This window comes from Verminephrobacter aporrectodeae subsp. tuberculatae At4 (genome assembly GCF_000193225.1).
Taxonomy (GTDB): domain Bacteria; phylum Pseudomonadota; class Gammaproteobacteria; order Burkholderiales; family Burkholderiaceae_C; genus Acidovorax; species Acidovorax aporrectodeae.
On sequence record NZ_AFAL01000395.1, the window covers coordinates 1 to 17,710 of the forward strand.

Consider the following 17,710-nt stretch of genomic DNA (forward strand, 5'->3'; position numbering starts at 1 on the left):
TGGGCGGCTGCGCCCGGCCATTGCTTGCGTTGCGCTCAGCGCCGGGTCAGCCTTGCCCACACGCGCCGGCCCCAGCCCTGCGCCGGCACCGGCCCGGGCAACGCCAGCCCCCTGCGCGGCCGCACCAGCGCTGCGGGAACGCCTGCGGCGATCATTCCCGCGGGAACATCCCGGCGCACGAGCGCGCCCGCGGCCACCACCGCGCCGCGGCCGATGCGCACCCCTTCCAGGACGATCGCCCCGGCGCCGATCCAGGCGCCGTCCTCGACGGTGATTTTTGCCCGGGTGATGCGGTTGCGCGCGATGATCGCGTCCCCCCCGTCGATCGCATGCCCCGCCGACAACAGCTTGGCGTGCGGGCCTATGAGCACGTCCGCGCCGATCTCCAGCCCGCCTTCGCCCGACAGATACGCGCCCACGTTCACGATGGTCCGGGCGCCGATGCGCATTCCCACGCCGGGGTCCGCGAGCACGTCGCCCAGAACCAGACGCGTCTGGGCGTAGATGCTGACCCCGTCCGCAAGGCAAAGCACCCCGGCGCGCTGCCCGAAGCGCATCACCGAAACGCTCGGGTCGATCCGGCAGTCCGCGCCCAGGCAGTCCACCCCGTCGTGCGCGGGCGTGACGTCAGGGACCCCGAGCAGCATGCACCGCTTCCTTGCCGCCGGCCGTCAACCGCGGAGCAGGCGCCAGCGCACGAGACGGCGGCGCCACCGCGCAGGCCAGGCATGCTCGGCCGCCAGGCGCAAGGCCTGCGACTCGGCTTCGGCGGCGGCCTTTTCCGCGCGCAGCCGTTCCGCCGCGCGGTGCAGCGCCTGCACTTCGGACTGAAAGTCGCCCAGGGTCTCCCGGGCCTGCGCCATCGCCTTCTGGTGTTCCAGCAAGGACGCGTGTTCGTGCTGGTACACCTGCATCAGGGCCTGCAATTCGCCGTGCAGCCGGTCGGCGCGCGCGCGCGCCTCGGACACATCCCAGGCCATGGGGTCCACCGCCGGCGTGGCCAGCACCATCCATTGGTAGACGTCGAAATCCGGCCAATTCGCCAGCAGGCTCTGGCGCTGCGCATCCGACAAGGCGCTCCAGTAGCCGGCGAACTCGCTGTTTTCCATGGGCTCCCGGTGGGCCTCCCAGATCCTCGGCGTCCAGTCGCAGCCGAGCAGGGTTTTCTCCAGGCTGCGCCGGGTAAAGAAGTGCACGTGCGTCCGGTCCAGCAGGCCCTTGTCCGAATAATCGAAGACGCCGTTGCGCAGCGCCGCCACCACTCCGGCGTAGGCAATGTTCGGGACGGAGATCAGCAAACGCCCCATGGGCGCGACGAATTCCCCGAGCCGCCGCAGCACGTCCTCGGGTTGCCGCAGGTGCTCGAGCACGTCGCAGGCGAGCACGGTGTCGAAACGCCGGCCGGCGAACGCGTCCCAACAGTGCGCGTCCTCCAGGTCGCCGGCGTTCAGTTCCACGCCCAGCGTGGCGAGCACGGCCAGCGCTTGGGGGTCGTTTTCCACCACCGTGACCCGGTGGCCCCGGGCCAGCAGGACGCGCGTCATCGCGCCCGGCCCGGGCCCCAGTTCGAGCACCGTGCCGCCGGGCGGCACCCGGCGCAGCAGCCGGGCGGCCCATGCCTCGCCGTCCGGATCGAATGCGTAGTCGTAGCGCCCGATATCGCTCATGCTTTGCCTCCAAGCTGCGCTGCGCAAGGACTCCACATCTGCTCCCACTGCCCCCAGTGCCACCAGGCCCAGGGGCGCGCGCGCACGTCGCGCTCCAGGCGCCGGAGCACCGCGTCGATGGCCTGCGCCGGGTCCCCGGGCAGGCTCTCGACCACCACCTGCAGGCGATCGGGCCGCCGTGAATAGGTGGTCGCGTGCAGCAAGGGAACCCCGGCCGATTGCGCCAGGCGCTCGATCCCGGTCGGCAGATGCAGCTGCCCGCCCAGGAACGGGTGGCTGCGCAGGCGCGTGAACCCGGGATCCCACGCGTCCGCAAGAATCACCCACGCCTGCCCGGCCCTCAGACCCGCGTGCACCGGCCGCATCCCCTGCGTGGAGGTGCGCCACTGCCCACGGACGATGCGCGTGAAGGAGCGCACCTTGCGCAGCAAGAAATCGCGCTGCACGGCCTCGAGCCCGGGGTTTTCGAGTATCGGCATGGTCAGCGTGTTCAGCGCCAGCCCCTTGCGCGCGAGCGCGATGGGCGCGGTCAACAGGCGGTCGAAGTGGTTCAGCACCAGAACGAAGCCCTGCTTTTGGCGCATCAGCGCGGCCACGTGCTCCCACCCCGTGAGCTCGATCGCCGGCCCACCCGGCTCCCCCAGGCGGTGCAGCGCCGCGGCGTCCAGGGTCTCCTGCGCGCGCATCGCCAGATGCGCGCGCGCCCATTCGCGGTGCTCCGGCGCGCCCGCCCCGGGAAAGACCTGGGCAAAGCGCTGCACGAGAAACTGCTGCGTCAGGCGCCGCGCCGGCCAGGGCTCGCGCCCGATCAGCGCCGCCAAGTGCCAGACCTTGGCGCAGGGCATCCGGCCCAGCGCCGGAAAAGCGAAGCGCAGGCGCCAGTCGGGGATCATTGCGTGGGCAGCCATTCGTGGTCCAGCCAGACCAGACCCGCCTCGCGGTGGTTCTGGCTCAGCACCGTGAAGGGTTGGATCAACTCGGCCATGTCCAGCACCTGCAGGCCGCTGTCGTCCAGGGCATACACGCTCCAGAGGTACTCGCCGGAGAGCAGGGGCAGGCGCGCGAAGCGCACGCGCAGCCGATGCGTTCCCGCACCGCAGAGCGGGCGGGGTGGGTTCTGGAACTGCGTGCTGGTGCAAAACACATTGTCTTTGTCCGGACGGACGATCGAGAATCCTATATGGAATCGGTCCGCGCAATAGGACTCGACCCGGATGTCCAGCGTCAAGTCCTGAAACGACTCCACCTGCGCCGGATTGATGCCGTCGCGGGTCTGCGTGCTCAGGCACGCGATTTTCACCAGCGGCGCGGTCGTCGGCGCGGGCGCGGGCACGGATGCCGGTCCAGGTCCGGGCGCTGCGGCCGGGGCGTCGGCGCGCAGATGCGCGTAGCGCCGCCGCTCGTGCGCCTCGTAGGCGGTGACCACGCTCTCGGTCTCCCCGAGCGCCTGTATGCGGCCGCCGTGCACCCAGGCCGCGCGCTGGCACAGGCTGCGCACTTGGTACAGGTTGTGCGAACAGAAGAGCACGGTCGCGCCGCGGTCGCGCAGTTGCAGGATGCGGTCCAGGCTCTTCTTCTGGAAATGCAGGTCCCCGACGGACAGGGCCTCGTCGACGATCAGCGTCTCCGGGTCCATGGCCGTCGCCGCGGCGAACGCCAGGCGCATGAACATGCCCGAGGAATAGGTTTTCACCGGGCGCTCCAGCGTTTCCGGGCTGAGCTCCGAGAAGGCCGTGGTCCGGGCGGCGAAATCCTCCATGGCAGCGCCCTCCAGGCCATGCAGCGCGGCCATGAAGCGGATGTTGTCGTGGCCCGACTCCTCCGGGTGGAAACCGGCGCCGAGCTCGAGCAGCGCGGCCACGCGGCCCTCGCGCGTCACCCGCCCGCGGGTCGGCGCAATGGTTCCCGCGGCAATTTTCAGCAGCGTGCTCTTGCCCGCCCCGTTCTCGCCGATCAGGCCAAAGGTCTCGCCCGAGCGAACCTCGAAGTCCGCACCAGTGAGCGCCACGTGCACCCGGTGGCGCTGTCTGCGCGTGAGCCATTCCCAGAGCCGGTCCTGCGCGCGCGCGTACACCCGGTAGCTTTTCTCTATGTCCTCGAAGCGGATGCCCATGGCCTACAGCGCCTCGCCCAGAGCGGGCTTCATGGATCGGAAGAAGTACCAGCCGCCCGCGCCGAGCAGCAGCACCCAGGCCGCCAGCGCCCAGGCAGCGCCGGGCACGACGGGCAGGCCGAGCACGCAGCCCTGCAGCATCAGCACCAGGCAGGCCAGGGGGTTGAACAGGAACCAGCCGTGGAACCGCTCGGGCACCTGCGACAGCGGGTAGACGACGGGCGTCAGATAGAACCACAGCTGCAAGGCAAAGGCCACCATGGAGCCGACGTCGCGCCAGAGAAAATGCGCCATGCTCAGCAGCAGCGTGAGGCCGTAGGTCAGCGCCAACTGGGCCAGCAGCAGCAGCGGCAACCAGGCCCAGGACGCCCGCGGCCCGAGGCCCTGCGCCACGCACAGCGCGAGCAGCAGCGCATGGCCTATGGCCAGGACCAGCAGACTGCCGCCCACCGAGACGGCGGGAAGAATCTCCGCCGGCATGGGCTGCTTGCGCAAGAAGTCCTCGTACGCGGCCAAGCATCCGACCCCCCGGCCGATGGCGTCGGTGAACGGCAACCACACCGCCAGCCCGGCCAGCAAATGCAGCAGGTAGCCATGGTTCGCGTCCAGCCCGGGAACGCGCACGGCGAGAACCAGGCCGAACAGCACGTAGAAAATGGCCAGCGACGCGACGGGCTGGACGAAGGCCCAGACCCAACCGAGCACCGACCCGGCGTAGCGGGTCTTGAATTCGCGCAGCATCCAGTAGCGCCACAGCACCCACCACTGGCGCGCGCTGCGCGACGGCGCCGCGAAATGCGCTTGTGCGCGCGTCATGGCACCGTCCGCAGCCATGCCACCGCTTGGGCCAGGCCGTCCTCGAGGGCCATCGTCGGCTGCCAGTGCAGTTCCTCACGCGCGCGCCGGATGTCCAGCACGTTCACCGGCGGGTCGAAGGGGCGCGCGGGCAGGACCCGCCGCTGCACCGCGTGGCCGAGCAGCCGCTCCAGGCTGTGGATGATGTCGTTCACGCTATGCCCCGCACCGCCGCCAACGTTGAACACCCGCTGCGGCCCCGCGTGGTGCGCAGCGGCCGCGAACGCGCGCCCCACGTCGGCGGCGTAGATGAAATCGCGCACCACCGAGCCGTCGCCGTACACGTCCAGCGGCAGGCCATGCAGCGCCCGGTGCGCGAAAACCGCGATCACCCCCTGGACGCCATGCGGCGGCTGCCATTCGCCGTAGGGATTGCTCAGGCGCAGGATGCGGCACGGCAGGCCGTGCTGCGCCTCCTCGATGTGCAAATGGTGCTCGATCGCCAGCTTGGTCGCGCCGTAGGCGCTGATCGGCAGGGTCGGATGCGTCTCGCCCAAGGGGACGGACTGCGGCCTTCCGTACACCGCCCCGCCGGAGGAGGCGAACAGCACGCGGGGGCGCGCCGCCTGCCTGCGCAGATCCTGCAGCAGGCGCAGCGTTCCCAGCAGGTTGGTCTGAACGTCGTGCATCGGGTCTTGGCTTGCCGTGGCCGGCACCGTGGAAGAGGCCAAGTGGACTATGAGCTCCACGCCGGCCACGGCGCCCCACCAGGATTGCAGGTCGAAACAGTCGGCGCGCAGCGCTCCGGCGAACCACGGCGCGTTGCCGGGCAGCGGCGGAGGTACGCGGTCCACGCACCACACGTCCCACCCTGCGTGCGCCAGCGCGCGCCCGATGTGCTGCCCCAGAAAACCGGCGCCGCCCAGAATCGCGCAGCGCATCAGGCCACGCTCCGCAGCTTCTTCTGCGCCCGGGCGCGCTGCAGCCCGGTCTCGAAGTCCCGCGCCACCGCGTCCCAAGTCTGGCTGCGCGCAAAGTGTTCCGCGCGCTGGCTCAGGGCCTGGCGCCGCGCGTCGTCCTGCAACAGGGCGCAGACCGCGTCCGCCAGGTCCTCGAACACCGACTCGGCGAGCACGGCCACGTCGTCGTGCAGCAGCCATTGAACGTTCGCCCCCCGGTTGGAGACCACGGTACAGCCGCAGGCCATCAACTCCAGAGGCAGCAGCGAGGCGTTCGTCAGCGACAGCACCAAGGCCACGTCGCACTGGCTGTAGAGGTCCGGCAGTTCGTCGAGCGCCATGCTGCCGCAGGCCAGGTGCGGAAACGGGATGTGGTAGCTCGCCGTGTCCCAGCCGGCAAAAATGAACTGCGTCTCGGGAATCCGCTTCCACACGGCGTTGAGCACCAGCAGACCGAGTTCGAACCCGCGCCGTGGCGTCGGCGGGCGGGCGTAGAAAAACACCCGGCGTATCTCCGGCTCCCTGCGCGGCAGGCGCCGGTAGCGTTCGAGTTCCACGCCGAATCCGACGGGATGCGTGGTCATGCCGTATTCCTGCGCCAGCTTGGCGGCGAGCCAGTCGCCCGCCGTGATGCCGAAGAAGCCGAAGCGGTAGGTGTTCTCGGCGAGCACCGACTCGGAGCCCACGGCGTAGAAGAGCGGTTCGTAATCCTGCACGAAGTACAGCTTGTGCTCGGCGCCGGCAAAATTGCGCACGAAGTACGCGGTGTCCCAGCCCGTGGCCACGGCGAACTCGCAGGGCGGCAGATCCTCCAGACCCAGAAACACCTGCGCGCGCAGGGGGAAGAAATGCGCGCGGATGTCCGCCTGCGCCTGCTGCGCGTCGTGGTGCACGCAGGGGTTGCCGATGACGATGTGCGAGCAATACCCCATCTGCTCCAGATGCCAGATCATGCGAAAAATGTTCAGGTGCCCGCCCGACCCCGGGTGGAAGTCCGGAATGAACCACAGAAGCGTCCCCGGCTCGGGCGCACCCGGCAGCGCGGGCAGCACGCCCGGCAGGGTAAAGCCATAGTGCCGAAAGACATCGATATGCCGCGCGGGCCCCGGTCCATGGCGCAAGCGGCGCAGCACCACGCGCAGGGCCGCGAACAGGCCCTCCTGGCGCGCGATCTCCTGGACGCGCGCGAGCTTGTGCAGCAAATTCAGATTCCAGGCCATCGTCAGCCCGCCCGCGCGCGCTGCAAGCGCTCGTCGCGCGAGACCCAGCGCAGCAGCCACGCGGGCAGGCGCGCGTGCTGCGTTCCCAGGTACTGCCCCGCGATCCGGGCGCATTCGATGCCGCCCATGTACAGCGCGTTCCTGCACAGCCGCGCGCCGCGCAGGCCGGCCTCGCGCAGCCAGCGCGCATCGCGCCGGGTCAGCTGCAGGACCGACGCCAGCGCGCGCAGCATGCTGTCCTGACCGCGGTAGCCGAAATGGACCCTGAAGCAGCGTGCCTCGTCGAAGTTGCGCTGCAGCGTTTCCCACACACCAAAGTCATGCGAGTGGTAGACCGCCGCCTCGGGCGCGTAGGCCTTGCCGTACCCGGCTTCGATCGCGCGCAGGGCCCAGGTCTGGTCCTCGGCGAACGCCACGTCCGGCAAGGGCAGGCGCTCCCACACCGAGCGGCGGATGCAGGCATTGTTGCTGGAGAAAAAATGCAGCCACTGGCGATAGCCCGGATCGGCCGCGAAGCGGGCGCGGTCCTGCAGGCGCACCACGGATAACTGGTCGCCGAAGCCCGCGAAATGCTGATCCAATTCGCGGTGCGTGACGTGGCGCGCGTGCGGATGCGCCCGGTGCGGGCCGAACGCCCCGGCGACGTCGTCTTCGGCCGCGCAGGCCGTGACCAGATGGTCCAGCCAGTGCGCGCTCGCAGGCCGCGCGTCCTGCGTCAGAAAGACCAGGAACTCGCCCCGGGACAGAGACGCGAGGTGGTTGCGCGTGCGCCCGTGACCGAAGGCCTCGGGCGCAATCACCTCGCAGCGCACGCCGCGCGCGCGCACCCGCTCCACCGAGCCGTCGCTGGACCCCGAGTCAACCACGATGACTTCAAACGGCCAAGGAGTTTGCTGCCGCAGCAGGGTGTCCAGCACTTCGCCAAGCAGCGGGCCACCGTTTTTTACAGGAATCAATACGGAAGCGCGGACGTGGGACATTCAACGGGGCTGCGCATGCAATCGCTCAAAGGGATGGGGGAGAGAGACCCGACCAACCCGCGCGCTGCAAGGCACCTGTCGGGACGGACTACGGGGTTCCGGAAGGCGGCTATTGTACTGTCCGCTGTGCAGAACGCGGCTGCACGCGGTCGCTATTCGTCGGAGCGCGGCCTGCCGAACAGCCGGTCGATCTCTGCGTCGTCGAGCACCACGCCGTATTTGGCGAAGAGCGCATCCTCGAGCTTTTTGCGGGTGTTCTCGCGACAGTAGTTCAGCGCCCGCGCAGCGGCGGAGACCGCCACCTCGTCCCAGGCCAGCGGGCGGCCGTCGCGCTTTTCGTGGACCAAAAACAGATACACGAAGTCACCATCGCGCACAGGCCCCACCAGTTCCCCCGCCTGCGCCGCCGCGAGCCGGCGCAGAACGGCGTTCTCCTGCGTGAGCAGGACCCAGCCCAGATCCCCTTGCGGCTCCAGGCGGTAGACGCCGTCGGCGCGCTGCGCGACGGCGTCGAACGTCGTGCTTGCAGCCGCCATGGCGCGCGCCTGCGCCGCCAGCCAGTCGCGCGCCGCAACCCCCTCGACCTGCGCGCTGGCCGGCAGCATCACCCGGCCCAGGCGCAGCATGGGCGGCACCATGAAGGCCTGCGGGTTTTCTTCGTAGAACCTGCGCGCCGCCGCGCTGTCGGCCGGCGCTTCGCAGCGTGGGCTGAGCCTTTTGGAGACCGCGAGGGCATACGCGTCGTCAAAGCGCTCGGACGCCTCCGCGGACAGGCGCGGCTCGCCCATGCGCTCCCCCTCCCAGACCAGCGTGCGCGCCAGCGCCATCTCGCGCAGGACCTTCTGCACCCCCCACCTGTCGCGCGCCCTGCCGCGCAGGTCGATGCGCTGGTCCAGATACCGGGACAGGTCCGAAGCGGTGATCGTCTCACCGCCGGAGAAGCGCAGCAGACCCGGCTCCGCTGCGGGATCGGCCGCCGCCGCAGAGACAGCCCAGAGGCCCGCGAGGGCCAGCAGGGCCAGGGCCCGAAGGGAATTTCCAAAACGATTGCGCATAGGCCTGTGCAAACTCCATCCTCCAAACATCGCTGTGCAGCGCAAAAAAAGACGGCGCCTTGCGGCGCCATCTTTTTCTTACCCTTCAAACGGCCCACCCGCAGGGGCGGACCGGAGCGCATTCTAGCCGGCACCAAGGCGCCCGCCATGCGCCCGGGAATCAGCGGTGCGAACCCAAAATGGTTTGCGTTGCGCTGAGGTCGCTGGAGTTGATCACCGAGTAGGTGAAAACGCTGCCGCCAGCCACGGTCAGGGAGCTGGCCGTGCCGCCCAGGTCCCCAAAGTCACGCGGAGCGGTGCCACCGTTACCCGGAGTCCACTCGATGAAACCATCGGTATGGGTGCTGGGCAGACCGGCGAGGGTCTTGGGATCGAAAACATTCATCTTGCCCTTTTTCAGGACGAGGTTCAGCCGCTTGCGGACTTGCGAGTCGTTATAGACGTCAACACCGTATGTGCCGCGGTGGTCAGCCGTGGACCACACGACCACGGACGTGTCGAGGCCCGTGCCAATGGCGTAACGCATGCTGAATGTGGGCTGGGGGGCAGTGGGGGCAGCCCCCCCGGCGACAGCCCCCGCGGCGGTAGCCCCCACGTTCTGAGCACCTGCAACGGCGGTCAAATTACCCGGATCCAAGCGCGTGAGGTCGGCTGTTGCGACCATCGACAGAGGGCCGTCGATCACTGGAATAAAAGCCACATCCTTGTTGGTAGCGTTCACTTGGAAAGCGCTACCGGAAATCTTGGCGCCAGCGACAGGGGAAGTGTTGGCGGCGACAAGGGTTGCATTGGTCTGCAACCCGGCGGAATCGGCGCATTCCTTGTGTGGAGCGAAGGCGACTGGGGGGACAGCAGCGGGGGCAGCCACGGTTTCACCCAGCGCAAACACCAAGTAGCCACGCTTGCCGGACATGCTGGAGCCGGACTCCGCAGACCAGATGAAGGGCTGGTAGTCCCGGTTCTTCATCGCGAAGCAGCCGCTGGTCAGCGCGCCACCGTTCTCGTCAAAGAACGTCCAGTACACGGCACGGGCTTCGTTGGATTGGTTGATCAGGCCGACGGCGGTCGTGTCGCTTGCGCCATTGTGGATCACGTTCGGAACCACAAAGCCATTGCTGAAGGTTCCCACGGTGTACGCTTGCGCCACACCAGCACTCAGCGCGGCGACTGCAACGGTTGCCATTGCAAATTTTTTCATCTTCACAGTCCTTAGATAATTTGAAGGAAGCTTTCCCGCTCTGTGCGGGAACTGCAACCCATCCGTACTCCGTTTGGGTTGGGGCGATCTTATACTGCCCCCGGCCAAACTTTCAACTAATTTCCAACCTGTCCACAACGGATTCGCAACTTCGGCCAATTTGTTGTGTTCAGGCAACGTTCCCTGTCCCGTGGCAGGCGCCGGGGCGCCCGCCACGGTACGTGCCGTGATCAGCGGTGCGCGCCCAGAATGGTTTGCACTGCGCCCAGGTCGCTGGATTCAATGAGCGAGTAGGTGAACACGGAGCCACCGACAACGGCCAGGGCCTGGGCGGCCGTGCCACCCAGATCCGCCATGTCGCGCGGGGCGGCGCCACCGTTTCTCGGAACCCACTCGATGAAGCCATCGGCGTCGGTTTCGGCCAGATTGGAGTCGGTCTTGGGATTGACAACGTCCAGATGGCCCTTCTTCAGGCCAAAGTTCACCCGCCTGCGATTTTGCTTGTTGTCGTCGTACGCGTCGACGGCGTAGGTGCCGCGGTGGTCCCCCGTGGACCACAGGACCAGGGACGTGTCGGTGCCCGGGGAGATGGTGTAGCGCATGTGGAAGCGGGTCTGGTCCGCGGCGTTCGCAGCCGCCAGGTCCGCGGCGCCCGCAACGCCGGTCAAACTGCCCCGGTCCAGTCGTGTGAGGTCGGTTGCTGCAGCGGCCAGCGTCAGGGGACCGTCGATCACGGGAACGTAGGACACGCTCTTGTTCGCGATATTGACCTGGAAGGCGCTGGCGGAGATCCGGGCCGTATCACCGACGGTGGCCAGCGTGGCGATGTCGGCGCAGTCCGGGTGCGGAACGGCGGGGACGGCCGGAATGGCCGGGATGGCAGGGATGGCCGGGATGGCAGGGATGGCCGGGATAGCAGCGATGGCAGGGGTGGGAGGGAGACGACCTGCGGGAACAGCGGGAACGCCAGGAACGGCGGGAACGGCAGGAACGGCAGGAACGGCGGGAACCCCGGGAGTCCCGGCCGTTTCACCCAGGGCGAACACCAGGTAGCCACGCTGGCCGGACATGCCGGAGCCGGACTCCACAGCCCAGATGAAGGGGTGGAACCCCCGGTCGCCCATCTTGAAGCAGCCGCTGCTCAGCGCGTGGGAGTTCTCGTCAAAGAACGTCCAGTACACGGCGCGATCACCGCCGGATTGGTTGATCAGGCCGATGGCGGTCGTGTCGCCCTCGCCGTTGTGGATCACGTTCGGAACCACGAGGCCATTGCTGAAGGTGCCCACGGTGTACGCCTGCGCCACACCAGCACCCAGCGCGGCAACCGCAGCGGTTGCCATTGCAAATTTTTTCATCTTCTCAGTCCTTCGCTAATTGAAGAAAGCTCCCCGGCACGAGGCCGGGTACGCAACCCATTTGTACTTACGTTTGGGTCGCGGTGATCTTATTAGCTATGCGTCATCAAAGTTCACAACTTATTTGCAACGCGGTGTCAACTGATGGACAACTTATTGCGCCGGGGATGTCTCCTGGGGCGGCTCCTTGGGCAACGCCGAGCTGCGGCGCAGCACGTGGTGCCACACACCGTCCAGGCGGCGCCATTCGTCTTCTGCGAGAACCTCCTGCCCCTTGATGCGCAGCAGGGGCAGCGAGTAACGCATCCACACATTTACGATCGCGCGGTCTGCCTCCATATTGCGCACGCCGCGTACCTCCAGCGCGTCGTAGGTGATTCCGCCGCCGCGCCGCAGGTATCCATCGAGCGTGGCCTGGGGATTTTTCGAGGTCTCCTCGTAGGCCCAGGCGGCGACGTTGTCGTTGCTGTGTACCAGCGCCCAGTACGCCCGGGCGCGCTGCAGCAGCGCGGCTTCGTCGTCCTGCGGCGACGGGGCCACGCCGGGGGTGGTGCAGCCTGCGAGCGCGAGCAGCGCGGCGGGGGCCGCGATGCGCGCCAGCCACGCGCGGCGGCGCATGGCCTGTGTCCTGCTCATGAAAGGTTTGGCGGGAGTTGGCATACGAAAAATCTCCTGAGATCGTTTGGGGGGAGAGTCGGAAATCCTGGGTCCGCTTACTTGGACGCCGCCGGGTCTTCGGTGCGCAGCCCAAAGGGCTGCGAATCCAGGGTCATGCTGCGCATGCGCTGGCGCATTTCCGCGCTCACGGCGCGCAGTTGATCGTCGTCTTCGAGCGCGCGCGGCGTCATCAGCACGAGCAGCTCGGTGCGGTTGTTGTTGTTCGTGGTGTTGGCAAACAGCGCGCCCAGCAGCGGGATGCTCGACAGGATGGGAACGCCGCTGCGGCCATTGGTGTCGTTTTCGCGGATCAGCCCGCCGAGCACGATGGGCTCGCCCGAGCGCACCGCGACACGCGTCTGAATCTGGCGCGTGAGGAACGCGCGCTGGCCCGTCGCCGAGTCCAGGTCGCCAACGTCGGTGACCTGCTGCGAGATGTCCATGGTGATCAAACCGCCCGCGTTCACGGACGGCGTGACGGAGAGCATCACCCCCGTGTCCTTGTAGGTGATGGATTCGGTTATGAGGTTGCCCGCGGTCACCGCGGTGGAGTTCTTCACGGGCTGCTGCTGGCCGACCTGGATGGTGGCGTTGTGGTTGTTGAGCACCAGCACGGAGGGGCTGGAGAGCAGGCGGACCTGCGATTTTTCGGCCAGGGCATTGAGCGTGGCGCGCACGATGCCGGCCTTGTTCAGCAGGGTGTACGAGAAGCCGGGCTGCTTGGCGCCGATGTCTCCGCTCTTGTGCATGTTCAGCAGCGCCTGCCCCTCCCGGCTTCCCGAGAGGCTGTTTTTCACGAACCATTCGACGCCGTATTGCAGGTTTCCCGTGAGGTTGACCTCGACGATGCTGGCCTCGATCAGCACCTGCGACGGCGCCTTGTCGAGTTCGCGCAGCGCCTGCTCGATGCGCCGGTATTCCGTGCGCGGGGCCCGGATGAGCAGGGCATTACGCTTTTCGTCGGCGACGATGCGCACATTGCCGTCGAGTTGGCTCGCGGGTACGGGCGTGGAGCCGCCCGGCGGGGGTCGGTCGTTTCCGCCCGAATTCTGGAGGGTCGGGGTCGATCCCGCCGGCGGTCTGCTGCCCGAGGTGTTGGCGCTGCTGCCGGCGGGCGAAGCGCGCCCGGTGCCCGGACTGAATTGCGTGGGCGCGGAGCCCGTGGCCACGCCGCCGCCCGACCTGGCGGCGGACTCGCCGCCGAACAGGCTGGTGAGCATGTCCGCCAGCTGCTGCGCGGAACCGTTTTGCACCAGGTAGACAAAGAGGCCGGCTTCGAGCGCGTCGGTGGGGCGGTCGAGGCGCCGGATCCAGGTTTCCACCTGGGTCAGCAGCTGGCTGCGCGGCGTGACCACGACCAGCGCATTCAAGCGCTCGACCGGGAACACCCGGATCAGCCCCCCAAGGGGTTGGCCACCTGCGCGGACGCGCCCTGGGCACCGGCCGCCGCACCCTTCGCGGCACCGGCGTTCCCCGCGTAGGGCTCGGTTCCGAGCATGGTCTGCAAGGCCTCGCGCACGACGTTCACGTTCACGTTTTCGAGAACGAACACCCCCAGCGACATGCCGGAGAGGAAGTCAACGTCAAACGCCTCGACCATCTCCAGCCAGCCGCCGAGTTGCGCCTTGCTGCCTTGCAGCACGAGCAGGTTGCGCAGGGTATCGACGTAGACGATGGCCTCGCGCGGCGCAAGCGGCCCGAGGATCTTGGCCATTTCCGCGGCAGCGACGTGGTTCAGCGGAACGATGACCGTGCCGGCGCCCGACAGGTCCTTGAAGCGCGCCGCGCCGACCACCGGGCGCGCGCCGACGGTGACCGCGCGCCGGGTCACGTGGTACATGTCGGCGCTGTCGCGCACGATCGCCAGGTCGTGCGGCAGGAGCACGGCGTCGAGCACGTCCAGGACCTGGTCGCGCGGCAGCGGCTGGCGGGTATGCAGGCTGACCACCGTATCGCCGCCGGCGTCGATGGTGTAGTTCAGGCGCAGCAGGTCGCCGAGCAGCGCAGACGCGAGGCTCGCGACGGTGACGTTCTCGAAGTTCAGCGAGACCTTCGCGCCCATGCTCAGAACCGGGTTCACCTGGGGAGCGATGTCGTGCTTGAAGAGCTGGTCGGTCCCCGGGAAAAGGAGCGAACCGGTGACGGGGGCGGAGCGCTGCGGGTCCTGGTCCTGCAGGTCCGCGGGCGCAGCGCCGGATTGCGGATTGCCTCCCGTCTGCGGCGCCGGCTTGGTCACCGCAGCAGGGGCGGGCGCAGACTCTGCTGCCGGGACGGGAGGAACGCTGCGCGTGCCGGCGCAGCCCGCAGTCAACATGGACAGCAAGAGAATGGATGGCCGAATCTTCATGGGGGAGGGTGACTCCGGTGTAGGGGGATGCGTCGCGCGGGGGCTCGGCCACTCCGATGGGTCTTCCCGCAGATGCATTGCGCTTGTAATTGTAACTTGGTTGCGCGACTCGGTAGTTACAAACCATCAATCAAGATTCAATATCTTTTCCAGAATTTCCAATACATCAGCCTTGCTCTTTGATGGATGTCCTGCGTAGCATTGATCCTTCAAATAAAACTCGTTGTGAACCATATCCACTTCCGTTGTCCATGAAAATTTCCACATACATTCTGTAGTCGATGGAATTGCCATGGATATAGAAAGAACACCTTTGCTTGATCTGAATTTTGTGTTGATAAATTCCTTTGGGACACAGATTCGCGCCTTATCATCTCTCAAACTCCATCTGGTCAACATTGCATCCACACCGTTGACTGAATATATTGTGTTCACTCTATGTGCAGATTCAGGCATGATATGTGTCTTTCCTATGTTTTCCTGATTTGGATGAAAATCAATTGTCTTTGTTTGTTGAAGATTTTTAAAATGATTTATAATATTCATGTATTCAATTTCAGTACCGATTGAAAGATAATCATCATTTTTGATTGTCGATGCATAGTAGAAATCCCTATTCGCATCTGCAATATCAGTATAGTGAATTCCAATCCCGCCATCGCATTGTGGGATTTGTGCAAAAGGCTGGGCGAACGCAGATGATGTGAACAAGCCAGCGATAATTATTGATTTGACTGGATACATCATCGCTCCTGAATACCCCAATTTGACAGGTTGCAAGCTGCCGGGACGAGAGGAACGCTGCGCGTGCCGGCGCAGCCCGCAGTCAACATGGACAGCAAGAGAATGGATGGCCGAATCTTCATGGGGGAGGGTGACTCCGGTGTAGGGGGATGCGTCGGAGATTGAAGCCAAGCTTGCAGTTCATTGATTTGCCCTGTCAGCGTCTGCACTATCGCCCATAAATGGCGATGGGGAAACTGATCAGCTCATCAGTTACAAACCATCAATCAAGCTTCAATATTTTGTCCAAAGTTTCCAATACATCAGCCTTACTCTTTGATGGATGTCCTGCGTAGCATTGGTCCTTTAAATAAAACTCGTTGTGAATCATATCCACTTCCGTTGTCCATGAAAATTTCCACATACATTCTTTAGTCGATGGAATTGCCATGGATATAGAAAGAACACCTTTGCTTGATCTGAATTTTGTGTTGATAAATTCCTTTGGAACACAGAGTCGCGCCTTATCATCTCTCAAATTCCATCTGGTCAACATTGCATCCACGCCGTTGACTGAATATATGGTATTAATCCTGTGCGCAGATTCCCGCATTATATGTGTCTTTCTTATGGCTTTCTGATCTGGGTGAAAATCAATTTCCTCTGCTTGTTGGAGATTTTTGGAATGATTTATAATATTCATATATTCAGTTCTGACGCCGACTGAAAAATAGCCATCATTTTTAATGATCGATGCATAGTAGAAATCTCTGTCTGCATCTGAGATATCAGTATAGCTAATTCCAATCCCACCATCACATTGTGGGATTTGTGCAAAAGGTTGGGCGAACGCAGATGACGCTGTGAACAAGCCATTCATAATTATTGATTTGACTGGATACATCATCGATCCTGAAGGCCCCAATTTGACAGGTTGCAATCCGTGGCCTCGGACCTATTGAGATAGCTTGTCAATCTGGTACTCGGGTCGTAGTAAGCATGCACACCTATAACAATCATATTGCCCTGCAATTCATCCCAACGATAATCAACGGCCTCTACAAAATCTGGATTTCCTGCCCTTACACTAGTGGCTACTTTGCGATTATGATTGAAAATCGAAAGTCGCGAATCCTGGAGGATTTCAGGATCAAGATACTTAATATCCCAAAAACTGCTTGTGTAATGTTTATATTTTCTGTATTCAGTTTTTCCAGATCTGGGGTGAGTGAATCTTTTGTAAACTCTGCTTTCTGCAAATAGATAATATTTTGCATTCCCGTAATCTGTCGTTATGGACTCAAATATCGCGTGGCGAGCCTGCTCGCCTCTGCTCTTATTTTTTAATTCGTAGAATCGATCAGGCATACCAAGATATTTGAAGAAGAGTAGTGCTTCCTTTTCAATTTTCAAATCGCGAAGCTCTGATATAAAACAAGCGCGAGATAACCTTCCCAGTGCAAAGGATGTTTTGGAGAGAAAAATACAAACAATAATAACCAACAAATGACGAAGCGTTGATGTTGACATGGTATTCAATTTTTCGAGTCGAATTGGTTGATACATGAGAGCCAATGCATAGAGCTGTGAATTATTAATAGCACATATAATCATCGCATCGTTCCCAAATTATTTTTGGCGGCGGCGGTTTTGGGCCAAGATCAATACTTCTCATCGGACGCGGAGTGGGGATAATATCAAATGGATCTGAAGCGGCTGATGCAGGTGGACTTGGAGGATTCGGCGTGGGGTTGCTTGCACCAAAAAATATCTTCACAGGGGAATTAGATATCTCCTTGGGGGAACCGACTCTGGGAATAATAAAGACGTGCACATCATGCCACTTGTTGTCAATGAGATTGGTCGGAATGGAATAATTCACAACAAATCCGTGATTTGAGTGCGTGCTGGCACATGCAGTTCCAACGGCAGCTTCCCTGGGCAGCTTCGATTCTGTCCCTGTGAGAAAGCGCTTATTATCACGCCATATATCACTCCACATGTGCACTGGAACCTGATAATCAGGATCATGCTTGTCACACGCCCATCCCGATATATAGGTACTATTGTACTGTTCTACGTCGCCTGCAGCTTGCACCGCAAACACGCCAGTAACGGCCATGGACGACAAGATGCCAATGGATATTTTTCTTGCACGCACAGGATTCTCCTTTACACGTTCAACGAAATTTTCAATCACTCTGCTACCCAGCCCATCAGCCAACGCAAGGCTGAAATGGAGAATCCAAGAAGACTTGGCATGCTCGCATCAGTTGCGGATGTCTCCCAATGCGGCCACCCGCTTGATCAGCTGAATTGGTGTTCTCCGGGATATCCATCTTGAGCCGCATGGCGCGCTTACGCGCAGCAGCGGCGGAGCGGGCGCTTGTGCCAGCTGCGGCACGGAGACCGCGTACATTCCCGACCTTTTGCCAGGGACCATGCGCAGAGACACCAGCCACCGAACCGCGCCCAGGGCGACCTACCGTGTCAGGAACTGGGCGCAGTACAACGCAGGGCTGATTGCATTTCGTTATACACAGCTCCCCTGAGCCTGAAGCTCGCGACAGAACCTGATGCCAGCGGCAAAGTCAAGAATGCGCTGCATTCCCAGCCAGATGGTCTTGACTCCGGGCTCACC

Annotated in this window: 18 protein-coding genes; all 18 read right to left on the reverse strand. The window is 63.8% G+C overall.

Annotated elements, in window-relative coordinates; genetic code table 11:
* Positions 1-35: 35 nt before the first annotated feature.
* Positions 36-647 (reverse strand): acyltransferase, encoded by a 612-nt coding sequence (locus VTU_RS0110770; RefSeq protein ID WP_010104045.1) that lies wholly within the window; start codon positions 645-647, stop codon positions 36-38.
* A 24-nt stretch (positions 648-671) separates the two neighbouring features.
* The gene (locus VTU_RS0110775; RefSeq protein ID WP_010104047.1) at positions 672-1,667 is read right to left on the reverse strand and encodes a class I SAM-dependent methyltransferase; all 996 of its coding nucleotides are present in this window, start codon (positions 1,665-1,667) and stop codon (positions 672-674) included.
* Positions 1,664-2,575, reverse strand: coding sequence for a lysophospholipid acyltransferase family protein (locus tag VTU_RS0110780; protein ID WP_040892688.1), 912 nt, complete (start codon positions 2,573-2,575; stop codon positions 1,664-1,666). The genes VTU_RS0110775 and VTU_RS0110780 overlap by 4 nt, the downstream gene beginning before the upstream one ends.
* Positions 2,557-3,780: an ABC transporter ATP-binding protein gene (locus tag VTU_RS0110785; protein ID WP_010104049.1), complete on the reverse strand. Its 1,224-nt coding sequence runs from the start codon at positions 3,778-3,780 to the stop codon at positions 2,557-2,559. The genes VTU_RS0110780 and VTU_RS0110785 overlap by 19 nt, the downstream gene beginning before the upstream one ends.
* 3 nt (positions 3,781-3,783) lie before the next feature.
* Positions 3,784-4,596: an ABC transporter permease gene (locus VTU_RS0110790; protein WP_086010003.1), complete on the reverse strand. Its 813-nt coding sequence runs from the start codon at positions 4,594-4,596 to the stop codon at positions 3,784-3,786.
* On the reverse strand, positions 4,593-5,516 hold the full coding sequence (locus tag VTU_RS0110795) for an NAD-dependent epimerase/dehydratase family protein (protein ID WP_010104051.1): 924 nt from the start codon (positions 5,514-5,516) through the stop codon (positions 4,593-4,595). The genes VTU_RS0110790 and VTU_RS0110795 overlap by 4 nt, the downstream gene beginning before the upstream one ends.
* On the reverse strand, positions 5,516-6,754 hold the full coding sequence (locus VTU_RS0110800) for a glycosyltransferase family 4 protein (RefSeq protein ID WP_201766128.1): 1,239 nt from the start codon (positions 6,752-6,754) through the stop codon (positions 5,516-5,518). The genes VTU_RS0110795 and VTU_RS0110800 overlap by 1 nt, the downstream gene beginning before the upstream one ends.
* Before the next feature lie 2 nt (positions 6,755-6,756).
* Positions 6,757-7,734, reverse strand: a complete 978-nt coding sequence (locus VTU_RS0110805; protein WP_040892689.1) for a glycosyltransferase family 2 protein — start codon at positions 7,732-7,734, stop codon at positions 6,757-6,759.
* Positions 7,735-7,886: 152 nt separating this feature from the next.
* Complete coding sequence (locus VTU_RS0110810) at positions 7,887-8,789, reverse strand: peptidylprolyl isomerase (protein WP_010104054.1); 903 nt, start codon at positions 8,787-8,789, stop codon at positions 7,887-7,889.
* 160 nt (positions 8,790-8,949) lie between these two features.
* Positions 8,950-9,987, reverse strand: coding sequence for a hypothetical protein (locus VTU_RS0110815; RefSeq protein ID WP_029554293.1), 1,038 nt, complete (start codon positions 9,985-9,987; stop codon positions 8,950-8,952).
* 230 nt (positions 9,988-10,217) lie between these two features.
* Positions 10,218-11,342, reverse strand: a complete 1,125-nt coding sequence (locus VTU_RS34785) for a hypothetical protein (protein ID WP_010104059.1) — start codon at positions 11,340-11,342, stop codon at positions 10,218-10,220.
* A 153-nt stretch (positions 11,343-11,495) separates the two neighbouring features.
* On the reverse strand, positions 11,496-11,960 hold the full coding sequence (locus tag VTU_RS0110825; RefSeq protein WP_010104061.1) for a hypothetical protein: 465 nt from the start codon (positions 11,958-11,960) through the stop codon (positions 11,496-11,498).
* A 95-nt stretch (positions 11,961-12,055) separates the two neighbouring features.
* Positions 12,056-13,369: a type II secretion system protein GspD gene (locus tag VTU_RS33580; protein ID WP_169315391.1), complete on the reverse strand. Its 1,314-nt coding sequence runs from the start codon at positions 13,367-13,369 to the stop codon at positions 12,056-12,058.
* 23 nt (positions 13,370-13,392) lie between these two features.
* Complete coding sequence (locus VTU_RS33585; protein ID WP_050809485.1) at positions 13,393-14,346, reverse strand: hypothetical protein; 954 nt, start codon at positions 14,344-14,346, stop codon at positions 13,393-13,395.
* A 126-nt stretch (positions 14,347-14,472) separates the two neighbouring features.
* Positions 14,473-15,261, reverse strand: coding sequence for a hypothetical protein (locus VTU_RS32705; protein WP_138927850.1), 789 nt, complete (start codon positions 15,259-15,261; stop codon positions 14,473-14,475).
* 91 nt (positions 15,262-15,352) lie between these two features.
* Complete coding sequence (locus VTU_RS32710) at positions 15,353-15,973, reverse strand: hypothetical protein (protein WP_138927851.1); 621 nt, start codon at positions 15,971-15,973, stop codon at positions 15,353-15,355.
* Positions 15,973-16,635: a hypothetical protein gene (locus tag VTU_RS32715; protein ID WP_138927852.1), complete on the reverse strand. Its 663-nt coding sequence runs from the start codon at positions 16,633-16,635 to the stop codon at positions 15,973-15,975. The genes VTU_RS32710 and VTU_RS32715 overlap by 1 nt, the downstream gene beginning before the upstream one ends.
* 28 nt (positions 16,636-16,663) lie before the next feature.
* Positions 16,664-17,269 carry a hypothetical protein gene (locus VTU_RS32720; protein ID WP_138927853.1) on the reverse strand — a complete coding sequence of 202 codons (606 nt, stop codon included), beginning with the start codon at positions 17,267-17,269 and terminating at the stop codon, positions 16,664-16,666.
* Positions 17,270-17,710: the final 441 nt, after the last annotated feature.